The organism is Prosthecobacter sp. (genome assembly GCF_044222345.1).
Classification (GTDB): domain Bacteria; phylum Verrucomicrobiota; class Verrucomicrobiia; order Verrucomicrobiales; family Verrucomicrobiaceae; genus Prosthecobacter.
The window spans coordinates 27,717-43,248 of record NZ_JBGANL010000038.1 but is presented as its reverse complement, the minus strand read 5'-3'; the positions used below and the strand labels follow the sequence as shown (position 1 = coordinate 43,248).

General features: G+C 58.1%; 2 protein-coding genes. Both read left to right on the top strand.

Annotated elements, in window-relative coordinates; all coding sequences use genetic code 11:
- The first annotated feature begins 33 nt into the window (after positions 1-33).
- The gene (locus ACILSL_RS18880) at positions 34-10,413 is read left to right on the top strand and encodes an autotransporter-associated beta strand repeat-containing protein (RefSeq protein WP_395733614.1); all 10,380 of its coding nucleotides are present in this window, start codon (positions 34-36) and stop codon (positions 10,411-10,413) included.
- Complete coding sequence (locus ACILSL_RS18875; protein ID WP_395733613.1) at positions 10,410-15,458, top strand: beta strand repeat-containing protein; 5,049 nt, start codon at positions 10,410-10,412, stop codon at positions 15,456-15,458. Before ACILSL_RS18880 ends, ACILSL_RS18875 begins: the two co-directional genes overlap by 4 nt.
- The last annotated feature ends 74 nt before the right edge of the window (positions 15,459-15,532 follow it).

The following is a 15,532-nucleotide window of genomic DNA, read 5'->3' as shown; positions in this document are numbered from 1 at the left end:
AATGGTGCTCTGAGTATCAGCACGATCAACAGTGTGTCCGGCGGCTCATCCAGCAGCAGTCTGGGGGCTCCCATCACGGCGGCCAATGGTACGATTAACTTTGGTTTCGGCGCGGACACCGGCAGACTGATCTACACGGGCTCGGGTGAAACCACCGACCGCATTATCAATCTCGCAGGCACCACCGGTGGCGGCGTCATCGAGAATAATGGCAGCGGTGCGCTGACATTTACCAGCAACACCACCTCCACAGTTTCGGGAGCCAAGTCACTGACCTTCACAGGATCTTATGCTGGCATCTTTACCTTCACCGGTTCCATTGGGGAAACGGATGGCTTCGTGCAGCGCGGTCCCGTGTCACTGGTCAAGGACGGTGCCTCATCCATGCTGTTCCTCTCGGGTGGAAATGCCTATACAGGCAGCACCATCATCAACACCGGCGTCATTCAAATTGCGAGTGCCAGCCCATTTTCCATCATTCCAGATCGTTCAAGCGTGGTGCTGGCGAACACCGCAGGCGTCGCTCTGGATTTGAACGGCAACAGTGAAACTCTGGGCTCCCTTTCCGGCGGTGGCAGCACCGGCGGCAATGTCCTGCTGACTGGCAATGGAGCTCTTACCCTCGGCTTGGATAACGCTGATGCAGTCTTCGCCGGCAACATCAGCGGTGGCAGCACTGGGGGGCTTACCAAGCTGGGCAGTGGAATACAAACCCTGGCTGGCTCTATTGACTTCACTGGGAATGTGCTCGTTCGCACTTATGGTGGCCAGTCGGGGGGTGGGTTGATTCTCTCCGGCGGTGCGACTCTTGCCTCCTCTGCCAAAGTTCGAAATGCTGGCTGGAACACGGTTTTCGGCGTGAATACGAGCCAGGCCATCAATTCCCTCACCAGCACCCGCAACACCCTCCTGGCTCTTGGCAGCGGTGCCACCCTGGCGGCAACTTACACCAATGGAACCCCCACCGTCATCAGCGGTCTGGCGGATTCCGACAACACCATCCGTGTCATCAAGCTGGATTCGAGCACTGCCGGACTGGCTCCTGGCATGCTGATCTCCGGCAGCACCGGCATGACCAACGCCACCGGCATCATCCTGCAGATCATCGATGGCAACAACGTTCTCATCAATGAGCTTCCCGGTGCCACCGCCGCCAACATTCCTACTCTGACAATCACTCCCACCAGCGTGTTGAGCAGTGCCATGACAGGTGCTGGCGGGTTCACCAAAAATGGTGCAGGCGATCTCTTCCTCACAGGGCTCAGCACCCATTCCGGTGCCACCACCATCAACGCCGGAACAGTCTGGGTCGGTGGCGGTATCTGGGACGGTGCCAGGTATGCCTTCCAAGATGTCTTGAGCGACAACTCTCAGATCGTCTTTGCCAATTCGGGCACTCAGATTCTGAATTTTGCCGTCAATGCCACCAATCTGACGCCGTTTGAGCGTGTGGGCTCTATCAGCGGCGGCAACGGCACCAGCACCACCATCAACCTCAGTGCACTCACCACTGGAGGTTTTGGCACGGGAACTATCGGCACCAGCATCGGTGCGCTGGCCATCGGCGGAGACAACAGCAGCTCCACATACAGCGGCCGGATCTTTGGTGGAGGCGGCACCTGGCTCATCAAGGAAGGCTCCGGAACCTTCACCTGGAACAATGCGGTCTCTGATGGTGCTACTTTTGACGGCACCGTCTTGCTGGACAAAGGCGGTTTCACCACCACCGGGGCGTTCGGGCTCGATGGCGCGCAGACGTTGTTCATTCAGAATAATGGCGGTGTCTTTACTTCGGGCGTTTCAGTCAATGACAGCATAACCATTCTCCAAGGCGGCGGCAAAGGTTCCTCTCGTGTCTTCCCCAGCGGCAACGTCGGTGGCCTTTATGCAAACTATCTCTCGGGTGTGGACGGTGTGATCGTGCTTCAGACGGCGGGCATCAGGCTCATCACCAGCACCACGACCAGTTCCGTTTTCGGGGGCGTCATTTCAGGTGCAGGTGACTTCCAGAAGGATAATACCTCAACATTGGAGCTTCGTGGTGCCAACACCTACACCGGACAGACCATCTCCAACGGCGGCATTCTGCGCATGGGCATCTATGGTGCTGCGGCAGGCGTCGGTGCACCAGGAACAGGCGGAAACGGCACGCTGGCACTGGCCAGCAGCATTCGCACCGTCGGTGGTATCTTGGATTTGAACGGCACTTCACAAACCGTCTCCAGGTTTGCTGCGTCATCCACCGGTGGCACCATTCAGCTGGTGAACGGCTCCCTGACGCTTGCGGATCAAAACACCCAGACAATTGGGACCGTCTTCACCGGCAATCTCAACAGTGTGATCAATGTCAATTCCACCGTCGCAGGACAAACCCTGTCTTTGACGGGGAACAGCACAGGCTTTGGTGGCACCATGAATGTGGGAACCAATGCGGCTCTGACACTCAATGCTGGAACTGGTGCTTTCAACAGCACCGGAATTCCTGCCGCCCGCATCAATCTCAACGGAACCGGCACTCAGCTTACCGTCACTCAGGCAGACACCATCGGTTCCCTTGCGGGTACAGGCAATGCGGTGCTTACACTGGGGCTGACCCTGCGCGAAGCCCGCAGCGGTGCGGTCTCCGCCGCCGGATATTCGGGCGCCACCAGCGGCGCAGGTGCGCTGATTCTGAGCAACTTTGGCGGTTTGACTCTCTCTGGAAATCTCGCACACACCGGCGGCATCACGCTCTCGTCCAATTCGACCATCATTCTGAACTACGGTGCAGGAAACAACATCCTGCCATCAGTCGGTGCGCTCACTTTGAACGGTGGCACCATCCGTATCATCAGCACGGGAACTGGAATTCTCGAGTCCGTTGCTTCCACGACCCTCAATGCTGGCGCGTCAGCCATTGAATCATGGATCCATTTTAATGCTGAAACGGAATCCACTCAGCTTTCCGGATTCGCAGGCATCAATCTGGGAGACATCACGCGCGCGGCGGGTGGTACTCTGAGCGCTGGCACGAGCGCTGCTGCGACCAGCACGGTCAATGGTGCCAGTGGCATCCTTGGCGGCTGGGCCACGTTTGGCGGTGGCACCTGGGCCGTTTCCAACGGAGCGGGCACTGCGATTTCCGGACTCACCAGCTATTCCGCGGACACTTTTGGCTCAAATCTCAATACCGACATCACAGCCGCAGGCGCGGTGGCAGGTGCCAGCACGGCGACCATTCGCTTCAGCGGCGCGAATGATGCTGACATCACCGGGACGATGAGCCTTGAAACGGGTGGCATTCTTGTCAGCAGCAGCGTGGGATCGCACACCTCCACCATCTCCGCCAGCCTCACCTCGGGCGCTGGAAATGAACTGATCATCAATCAATACAATACCTTGGGAGATTTGGTGCTCTCGAACGTCGACGGCACCGCCAACACCATCCTCACCACCACCGGTGGCGGACGTACTTTGCTCACGAACGACATGACCGGCACGGGTGCCACCAACATTGGCTACGGCTACCTCCAGCTTGGCGACAGCACCGCTGGTGGCAGCACGGCGGGCATGGTGGGCAGCGGAGCCATCCTGAACAATGGCACCCTTGGCATCAACCGCAGCAACCCGGTGACCATTGCCGCTGTCATATCCGGCATGGGCAACCTTGAGCAGCTTGGGTCCGGCACCACCATCATCACCGGCACCAATACCTTCCAAGGCCGGGTGACCGTCAGAGGCGGCATTCTGGAAATCCAAAACAACGCCGGACTTGGGGCTGCCGCCACGGCTGTCACCAACCGCTGGGCAAACCTCACTTCGGTGAATGCTGGTGGTACGCTCAAGATCAACGTTACCGGCGGAGGCACGATTATTGAGCTCTTGAATCTCGATGGCGGCACGCTTGCCATCGGCAGCGGGGCCGCGCAGACTTTGGCCGCGCCGCTGGTGTTGAGAAGTGCCAGCACGATCAGTCTCAACTCCGCCTTCAATCATGTGCTCAGCGGGCAGATTATTTCAGCTCCTGGCGCTGGTCTCACTGTCAACAGCACCCTTGTGGGTGGTGCCTTGCTGCTGACCAATGCGACCAGTCAGCTGAACGGCACTCTCACCATTGGCGCGAATGCCACCGTTCAGTTTGGCAACAACTCGGCCGGCGGCATTGGCAGCCGTTCGGATATCGTCAACAATGGCACGCTTGTCACGAACACCAATGACGGCCATCTGGTGCTGGGAAATAAGATCTCTGGTTCCGGCAATTTCATTCAAGCTCGCAACAACGTCTATCTGACTGCGGACAACACCTACTCCGGCACGACCACTTTGGGGCTCCAGTCCGTCAATGCCGGCGTCTCTCTCCGCATCGGCAATGACACCTACACCGGCTCTCTGGGCACGGGAGATGTGATCCTGCAGTCCACGACCGGTGGCTCAACCGATCTGCGCTGGCACCTGATTGCAGACACGACCGTGGCCAACAACATCACGCTCAATCCCAACACCGATGGCACCACGGCTCGCAATGCCACCTTGCTGCGCCAAGGACTGGGCAACGTCACCCTGACCGGCAATCTGACCATTGGCTCAACCACGGGAGCTCCCAATACCCAGGTCGCTATTCTCCAATCCGAGGGCGGCGGCATCCTCTACATCAACAGCACCCTCGTCAATGCTGACAGCACTCACCTGCTGAACATCGTCAACAATGGCATCATCAAATTTGGCGGCAGCGCCAGCAACACCTACAATGGGGTGCTCTCTGGCAACAACGTGTGGGTCTTCCAGAATTCGGGAGTCACCACCCTCGCGGGTCTCAATACCTTCAATACCGGCAGCACCTACATTGACAAAGGCACGGTCGTCCTCGCCAATGGCGTGGCCATGCACGATGACAATGACACTCACGTTTTGAACGGTGCCACGCTGAGCATTGCCAATACGGAAACCATTGGCCAGCTCTACATGCAGCGTGGTGGCATCACTTTCATCAATGCCGGTCAAACGCTGACCGTCGATGACGGCGGGGCTCAATTGATCGCAGGCTCCTTCCAAGGTTCTGGCAATCTGACTCTCGGTGGTGGCAACTTCATGGCCATGTACGGCACGAATACCAACACCGGCGCGTTGCAGCTCGGCAGGCTTTCCGACAACAGCAGCGGTGGCATCCAGACCGCCAGCCTCGCCAATGCCATCGGCTCCTTCAGTTCGGTCACTCTCGGTGCAGGCACGGGGGCTGGGGCCATTGATTACGTCGGGGCGGGGGAAACCTATGCTGGAAACATCATTCTGGCCGGCACGGGTTCGGCCGTTACCAGCACGGGAAGCAACCGCATCACTGCCAATGGCAGCGGAGCGCTCATTCTCAGTGGCAACATCACTGCGACCGCCACCAACACCCTTCAGCTTACCGGTCAGACCGGTGGTTACTTCAACCCGATCACCAATCAGATCACGGGTGTCATTTCTCAGGGCGCCAATGTCCTTTCGATCGCCATGGGAAATGCGGGTGATGATGACCGTTACGGCATCACGGGCCGCTGGGCTCTCACCAACACCGGCAATGATTTCAGCGGCAGCATCACCGTCAATGTCGGCATGCTTGAGCTGCAGGGCGATCTTGGCGACGGTTCGGAAACCACCAGCATCATGGGCAATACCAATGTGGCGCGCAGCATCACGCTCGGCAGCAACAACTTCAATGGCCGCCGCTACGACCAGTATGGCAACACCGACCAGATTGGCGATGGCGGTTTCGGCCAGGGCACCAACACGATCACCCCGAATAGTGCTGCCGTGGGCACCATCATTTTCAATGATTCCAATGCTGGAGTTGCCACCTTCGAGAGCAACATCACCTGGGCGCTGGTCAATGCCTCAACCGGAAACACCACAGGCGGCCAGTTGATCAACAACGGAGTGAAGCAGATCATCATCAAAGGTGCGCTTACTTCAGGATCCACGGGCACTCACAACTGGGTCCTGGATGGCTCCAACACCCTGAGCAACACCATTGCCGGCGTCATCAGCAATCCGACCACCAGCCAGGCCACGGCGGTGATCAAAGAGGGCGCGGGCACCTGGCGTCTCAGCGGCGCAAACACCTTCACCGGAACCCTTGTCATCAACAATGGCATTCTTGAGCTCGCTGGTGGTGCGGCCATTCTGGACACGGTCGGCGTGGCACTCAATGGAGATGGTGGCGACGGCATCTTCTCTGGCACCGCGAAGTTGAGAATCATCGACTCCGAAACCATCGCCACCTTGACGGGAGATGTGCTGACGGAGGCGGAGATACTCTCCGGCCAGACGCTCTCCATCATCGGGGGCAGCAGCACCATGAACGGCTTCTTCTCGGGAGAGGGAAATCTCACCCGCACGGTGTCCTCCTCCACCGCGGCCACTTTGACAAGCAGCGCACGCAACACCTACACGGGCATCACCACCATCGGTGCCACCGGGGGTGCCACCGCCAGTGCGGGCATGACCATCTATTATCTTGCCGACGGCGGCATCGCGAGCGGTGTCGGCGCTTCAAGCAACGCCGCTGGAAATCTTGTCTTCGTGAGCAACACGGCCGCAAATCAAGGCGGCATCCTCACCTGGCAGGGCCTGACAAACCAGAGCACTGACCGTCTCTTCACCATGGGGCTGGGCGCTCTTGCCGCGCGCATTAATGCTTCCGGCATCATCATTGGCACCAACACACCGACCCTCACATTCAGCAACACCGGTTCCATCGCCTTTGCTGGCAGCGGCGTCCGCACTCTGACACTGGGCGGTTCTACCATCAGCGACAACACCTTCAGCCTCAAGATCACCGATCAAGGCGGAGCCACCTCTCTTGCAAAAGTGGATGGTGGCATGTGGGTCATTGATCCGAGTGCAGGGAACACCTACACGGGTGGCACGACCATCACCGCAGGCACACTGGCCATCCGCGCTGGCAACGCATTGGGAAGCGGCACCATCACGGTCAACGGTGCTTCAGGCAATGGCTTGGAAATCCGCAGTGGCATCACCCTTGCCAATGCCTTTACCAATTCCACCGCAGATGGTGGTCTTGGAGTCACCAGCGGCACCAGCATCATGAGTGGACTGATCACGTTGTCCGCTCAACTGCGTCTTTCCGTGGATGCCGGCGCTTCCTTGGATCTGAACAATGCCACCTCTTCGCTCACCGGCGCTGGCACCTTGCTCTTCTTTGGCAAGGGCACTCTCACCCTCTCCGGGGTGAATGGTGCCGGATGGACTGGTCAAACGGTCGTCCGCGATGGCATACTCCAGCTTGAATATGGGACGAACAACAACAGCAAGCTGGCAGATGGTGCCGCACTGACTCTGGGTACGATCACCGCGCTCACAACTGTGGGCGTAGATGCCAACGTTGCGGGCCAGACCAAGATCCTGGGCACTTCCGGCGGCACGATCAACCTGAGCGGTGGCAGCCATGTGGAAGTGGTGAGCGCCACCACGATCGCTCCTGGCTCCAACGCGGTCACTCGCACCAGCGGCACTTCTGTCCTCCGGATGAATGCCATCACTCGAAATGTCGGTGGCACCATCGACTTCGGTGCTGCGGGAATCGCCCAGGTGGACACGACCAATACGAACGGCATTCTTGGGATTGGCTACGCCACAGTGGGCAAGACCGACTGGGCGGTGAATTCCACCAACGGTGGCGACGGTCCGGTCACTGCATACACTGCCTACAGCGTGAACAGCTACGCGGCCACGAACAACGTGGACGTGACTAATTTCTCAATCACAGGCACGGCAGCCAACACCCTGCGGTTTAACACAGCCGGTGGCGGCACGCTTAATCTCGGTGGCGGTATACTGGCCATGACTGGTGGCGGCCTTCTCATCACTCCGAACGTGAATGCGGGAGATGTGATCATCAGGAACGGCTTCATTCAGAATGCGGCGACAACAGCCGGGCTCGAGACGCTGATCATCTTGCAAAACAGTGCACGCGCGCTCCAAATTGACGCCGTCATTCAGAACAACACAGGTGCACAGATCCTGACCAAATCTGGCACGGGCAAGGTGTACCTCAACGCCCTTAACACCTACAGCGGTGCTCTCAATTTGAATGAAGGCGAAATCCAGGTGGGTGGTACGGCGGCTGCCCCCACCGTGGCCACCAATGCTTTCCTTGGCGGTTACGGCGTCTCGCCTCAGGGCAACGTCATCAACATGGGGATCGGGTCGGTGCTTCGCTTCCTCACCACCAATGCTTCTGTCTACAACACGGGAGTCATGACCGGGGACGGCACGATCATTCTCGACAACGGCAATCTGGGTGTGGTCCTCTTCGATGACGACAACGGCAACTTCTATGGCGACATTGTCGTCAACGGCGGCACGATCCAGATCGGCTTGAACAACAATGCCCTGGGCAATGTGCGCGGCACCACGACCATCGGCGGCACAGGCACTCTGCTGTTCAATGACAGCCGCAACACCGGCGAGTTCATCACTTACAATGATGGGGCCACCGTGACGACACTTGCTGCTGCCTTGGGCACCCTGAGCGGCAAGCAGACGATGAACAACACGACGGCGGCCGGTCTCACTTTCAATATCCCGGTGGCAGCCGCCAATGGCAGTGTCGGTCTGAACATCTCTGGCATCGTTTATGCCCAGAATGGCTTCACCAAGACCGGTTCCGGCATCCTGCAGATCAGCGCCAACAACTTCTCCGACGTTTATGATGGCTACACCGGCATCAACAAGACAGCGACTCTCCTTGGTCAGATCATGGTCAATGAGGGTGTCCTCTATGTCGGTGGTGCCCGTGCGCTGGGTGCTTTTGGAGTCGGTAATGAAACGGTCGTTGCTGATGGTGCCTCCGTGGATCTGCGCGGTCAGGCGCTCAATTTCGGGGATGACAGCGATCCTTTCCGTGAAATCTTCAAGATCACCGGCACAGGCTTCAATGGCACCGGCGCTCTGCGTAATTCCAGCGGCACAGGGCAAATTTCCTTCCTGACCCTCGATGGCAATGCCACGATCAACAGCGGTGGCACGGTCAATGCGTCAGCCTTCGTGGTCGGCACCTATGACACCAATCTCAGCAATGCCAACGGCCTGACTGGCGCGGTGACCCGCAATCGTCCGGTCATTGCTGGTAATAACAAGATCCTCACCATCATCGGCGGTCGCAATGCCACGGACAACATGGTGTTTGCAGACGCAAGCTTCTCCAGCGCGCTCGACAGTCTGGTGATCCGTGGCAGCAGCGTTCGCTTCCGGCATGAAGTGTCCGCTGCGATTGCCGACAACGGCATTCAAAGTTCGGACATCACCAACGGCATCGAAATCGGCTATGGCGGCCAGATTCAGGCGGATGCAACGAATGCTGCACTCGGCCTTGGAGCAAACACAGGGGCACGTCTGCTCTTTGAAAACCAGTTCAACACCCATAACACGGTGGACATCAGCATGAATGGCGTGATCGCCGCTGCCAACGGTGGCTACAACTATCTCCAGGTGGATTTCTTCACCATCCAGGACGGTTCCACCTTTTTGGATGGGAAACTCAATCTGACAGGAACCGCTGATCGGAACATCATCATCTCCGACTCGATTGGCAACTACAGCGTCGTGGAGCAGGGCAATACAACGGAATCGCCGGCATCCAAGCTGGTGATTGGCGGTGTGATCCAGGGGGCGGGTGGCTTTACCAAACTCGGATTTGGTGAGCTGAGACTGACTGCCAACAACACTTTCACCGGAGATTTGAACGTCTTGCGTTTCGGCTATGCAGCCTTGCCATGGGAAAGCCATACTTACGCCATCAACGGCGTGGACTACGCCACTCAGGGGCTGGCTGAAGGCTGGGCGGAGTGGGGCCTCACGCTCAATGGCGTCAATGGTGTGATTTCGGGCGTGACCACCATCAATCTCCAACGCCGGGGCATGATCACTCTGGACAATACCAACCGTCTCGATGCGACCTCCGGTACTACCGGCGGCAACAACAATGACCGCATTAATGATGGTGCCATCACGAACATGAACAATGGCTGGCTGCGTCTTGGCGGTGGTGCCGTCAACAACACGGAAACGCTTGGCACGGTCAATGTGGCGTCAGGCACCAACATTGTGGATTTCAATCCTACCAACGGTGCTGGCACCAACATGACGCTTACCATCAACAACCTGAACCGTTCTGCGGGTGCTGTCGTGAGGTTCGTTGATCTGGACGCCACCTCCACCTTCAGCACTGCGGCGGTGGGAGACAGTGTCCGTGTGGCCGTGGGCGCTCTTGGATCGCCACCGACAAACAAATCGCCGTTGGCATTCTCGGGGGTGTCATCCCGCTTGGACTGGATACGGACTTCCGCATCCTTGGCTTCAACAACGGCAACATCAGCGACCTGTGGAACCAGCAGCGCAACCTTCAATATCTGGGCGGCAGCAATTTCATGACATATGACGGCGGCTACCTGCGCCCGCTGGATGACTCGGAATACTTCACGGCTGCTGACGGCCTCCTGGGCAACAGCCTCGCTTTGGGCCTGAATCAAAACGTGAGCCTCAATGATCTGGCCACCGTGATGAAAGAGAGCACCACCATCAATGCGCTGCGCTTTGGCCCGGTCTTTGACAACAATGGTTCCGGTGGCGCTGTGAACGGCAGCACCACTCTGACGAGCTACACCGATCATCACGCGGCGCTGCTGTATGTGGACGGAACCCTGACCATCTCCTCCGGCATGGTCAGCAGCGCCACTTTTGCAGTGGGCAACACAGCGGATGCGGCCACTTACATCTTGGGAGGAAATCTCAATTTCGGCAGCCGCGAAGCCATCTTCAACGCTCAGAATGGCTATTATGTCACCACCTCGGGCGCCATCGGCACCGGTACATTGCATGTCCGATCAAACATCATGGGCACAGGAGGCTTGCTCAAGACCGGTTTCGCTCAGATGATTTTGGCTGGCAACAACACTTATACCGGCATCACCAGTATCAGTGAGGGGGATCTGCAGGTCACCAACGGTCGCACCGGACTCGGTGCGGGGGGCGCTGGCAACGGCGTTGTCATCACCGGCAGCGGCAATCTCAGCTCCACTGCAGGTGTCCAGATCGGCTCCGCGACTGCGCGCGAGGACATCTATATTGGCGTGCTTTCAGGCGATCAGCAGATCCTCCGCAATTTCAGCCGCACCTTGAACTATTTTGGCAACATCACCATCGACAACGTGGATCTTGCCGGCCAGACGATTTTCACGCCGCGTATCCGCCTGGATGGCAACAGCAACACCATCATCAATGGCAACATCGTTGGCGGCAACACGGCCATCAGCAATGACATCACGCAGATCGACTCCCGCGTTGTCCAGTTCGACACATCCGGGGAACTGACGCAGATGTTCATCTTCCGAGGAACCTTTGGTGACAAGGCGGATGGCAGCGGAAACGCCATTCCTATCGCCGATGTGATCTCCACTCTCCCGACCGTGGCAGGCGTTCGCACCAACGAGAATGAGGTGCTGCGTGTCAACCTTGCCGCTGGTAACGACCAGACGAGCTTCATCTTCGAGAAGCAGTACAATGCTGCCGGGCGCCTCTCCCTCCTTCGTGGAGACATGTTGATCAACTACGACCCCAATGCTGTGGGCAATGATGGCAGTGGATTCTGGACGAACACGGCCATCAGCCGCATACCGAATGCAGATTCGAACACCACCTCTTTTGCCATCAATGGCAGCACAACCATGCAGGGTTTTGTGATGGGCAATGCCTCCAACTTGTTCAGCTCTCTGTTCCTGACCCGGGCGGACCAGTTCTTCAACATGGCCGCATGGTCCATGGTTGGCACGGGAGCCAAATACGTGGGCGGTTTGAACGAAAATGGCACGGTGACTTTCGGCACTGGCACAGGCACGCTTGTGACAGGCAGCATCGTGGCCAATCTTCAGGCGCAGAGCGGTGGCACCGTGGTCATCAACCAGGTGATCACAGGCAACACCGGCAGCACCACAGCGCCAAACTTTGGCTTCCTCAAACAAGGCCGCGGAACGGTGATCCTGCAAAACACCGGGCTTGCATCTGCTTCGGATGCCAACTTCGTTCTTGCTGGCGGCACCTTGGTGCTTAACCACACCGGCACCACGGTGCAGGCGCTGGTGGCCAACCAGAATGCGCGGTTTGATGGGGGCACTCTGATCGCGCTGGCCAGCAGTGGTGCCAACACGACCACCGCTTTCGCCACCAACAATGCCGCCATTCGGGTGCTGGACTTCACCCTCGGAGGCAATGAAATCGTGGCGCGCACAACCAATACTGGCACGGCGCGCAACATGACCATCAACATGGGCAATGCCAATGCCAACAACACCACCAGCAACTTCACCCGCAGCCTTGGAGCCACGGCCAACCTGGTCGAAGACAATGTGGCTGGCGGCACCGCTCAGATCACCCTCGACTTCAATGTCACTTCAACCGCAGCGGTCAAGGATGCCATCATTACCTGGTTGACCTACGGTACTCAACTGCGCACGGCCACTGACTTTGCCATGGTGGCCAGCGCCAGCGGCAATGACGTCGGTTCTTTTGGCACGATTCGTGTCTTGAGCGACTATAACAATGATGTGGCCAGCTGGTCTGCGAACGGCAACATCTCCGAAAACGGTGGTGCTGGCTTCAGCGGCACGCGCGGTTCTGCCCTTAGCATCAGCACTCTTCGCTTTGACGCCAGTGCAGACGGCGTCATTGATCTCGGCAGCAGCGTTCTGACGATTGCCGGCACCAGTATCGCCTCCTCCGGCGGTGCCATCCTGGTGAGCAGCAACGTGGGTGCGGCAAACAAGTCCATCAATGGCAGCGCGGGTGCGGCTCTCACGACGACCGGCGGACGTGCTGAGCTGATTTTCCACCAGTTCAGCACCGGAAACTTGAATGTGAACGTGCCTATCACAGGCGCGATCAACGTGACGATCACTGGCCCTAGCACGGTGGACGCCTCCACCATTGGCACCTCCGGTGTGGTGGTGTTCAACGGAGCGAACACCTACACAGGCAAAACCTTCATCAACGGGGCCATCCTCTCCATCAGTGATGTGACCCAGCTTGGTGTCAATCCAGGGGCGGCCACCGTGGACCAGATCACCTTTGGCGGCGGCACGTTGCGCTACACCGGCACTGGATATGCTGATCTTGGCAACCGTGGCGTGACAGTGACAGGCGGCGGCGGCACCATCGACGTGGTTGATGGCGCAGCCGAGCTGCGTGTCAGAACTCTTGCCTCGACCGCCCTGTATCGTGGCGACATCGTCAAGGTGGGCGCGGGAACGTTGACTCTTGAAGGTACTCTGAACACCACCAACAACGCGAACTTCCAGGGCCTGCTTGATGTTCGTGAAGGTGCGTTGCGTCTAAACGGTGACAATCCTTCCGCATCCACCACGGCTGACACGGTATCAACGATACTTGGAACAAATAATTCTTTCGCCGACGGCACCATTTTCCGCACAGGCACAAATCTGGCGATCCAAATGGGCAACCTGCAGAACGCAAGGGACTACTTCATTGAAGAGTGGCTGACCTTCGAGGGCGGCAACTACGTGACCGCGGGGTCTTTGGATCCCTCTGTGGCCACACCTGCGGGCTTTGCCAATCCCGCAGTTCGCGCCTTGAACTTGAACGGTGTCATCACCCTTGCGGGGACCACAACCTTCGACATTCTCAGCGGGCAGATAGTGCGCCTTGCTTACAATTCCGGCTACCTCACTGGCAGCGGCGACATCATCAAGGATGGCATCGGCCAGCTGGAGTTCCGCAACAACAATCCTGACTGGACCGGCAACCTGATCGTCAAGCAGGGCACTGTTTATGGCATGTATCAGGCGGATGCCTTTGGCACCGGCTACTTGACCGGGAAGACCATCACTCTGGGGTCTGCTGACCGCCAGGGCACGGCCCGACTGGTGCTCTCGAATCAGGATGTCGTTCAGAACTACATCATTGAGCTCAACCATGACATCAACGTGGTTTACAACTCCGCACAGACGAAGCAGCTCTCGGTCGAAACCGTCGGCAACGGCGACCTGATCAACATCAATGGCAACATCACGCTGAATGACAGCCTCCTGGTTTACATGAACGACGGCGCTGAGAACGGTGGCAGCCAGAACTACATCAACTTCAACGGCCGTCTTCTGGACGGTGCCACCACCAGCGGCAACATCACCTTCTACGGAGATGACACCAACGGCGCCAGCGACAACACCAGCGGGCGCACCTACAACTACGCCGTGCTCAAGGCCGACAACAGCGGCTGGACAGGTGATGTCCGCGTCAGTGCCAATACTGGCTACGATCAGGATCAGACCACCATTCTGCGCCTGGAAAATGACAAGGCGCTTACTGCTGCCAATGATGTGGACATGGGGTTCAACTCCATCCTGCAGATCGGTGGTGGTGCACGCACCATCGGCTCTCTGACCACCAATGGCGGCGTCGGCCCCTACATCGGCGACACTGGCGCGATGGGTGGCAGCACCAATGGCAGCACCGAAATCATTGAAAACGCCGCCGCCACCGAAGGCACTCTGACCATTACTCAAAGCACACCGGCTTCCACGGAAGTGTTGTGGGACGCCAAATTCCGTAACGGCACTATCAACAGCCAGTTCTTTGCTCCAGGCGCCAGCCCTACGGTCTCTGCTGCATTGAATGTGGTCAAATCAGGTGATGGCTGGGCCACGATGACCTTGGACAACGACTACACGGGCACGACGGCAGTCGCCGCAGGCATCCTGCAGGTGGGTCGCAACAGTGTGGGGGATACGGGAGCCGTTAACGCTGCTGGATTCTCATCCGCTGCTGGCACCACCGTCGCAGGGACCGGCCAGATTCAAGGGTCTGCGACCATTCTTGGCCGTCTTAGCCCGGGTGATGAAGCGGGAGCCTCCATGGGGACGCTGACCTTCGTCTCCTCGGCCACCTTTGGAGCCACCTCGGAGATCACTCTCCAAGCCCAACGTTCCAGCTACACCGCCATGAACACGGTCGGTTACGATACTGCGGGCTACAGCACCTGGGTCAGTGGAATCACCACTGATCCGACTTACAGCCATCTTCTCAATGATCCGGTCACCAATGCTCAGCACGATCAAATCCTTGTTGGCGGTGCATTGACCATTGTTACAGGTTCCAAAATTACCCTTGTTAACAATGGCTACAATGCCACTGCAGGGGATGTGTTCAAACTCCTCGACTGGAACGGTGCCAATCTGACCTACAATGTCGGCGGAGTCGCCTACAACGGTGGTTTGTTCCGCACGGGTGCAGAGACCGGCACAGATCTTGACCTTTTTGAGCTTGGCTCCGGCTTCCGGTGGGACGTGAGCCTGTTCGATACGCAGGGCATCATCGTTGTGGTTGTGCCCGAGCCCGGTCGCCTGCTGCTGCTTATGTTTGGTCTGCTAGGCCTGTGCATGCGCCGTCGCCGTCGTTCCACTTTCTGATGCCTGGCTTTGCCCGTTCGATATCAGCTGGCTGAAATGATTTCAGCCAGCTGCAAGGTCCGCTTGGAGCGTTC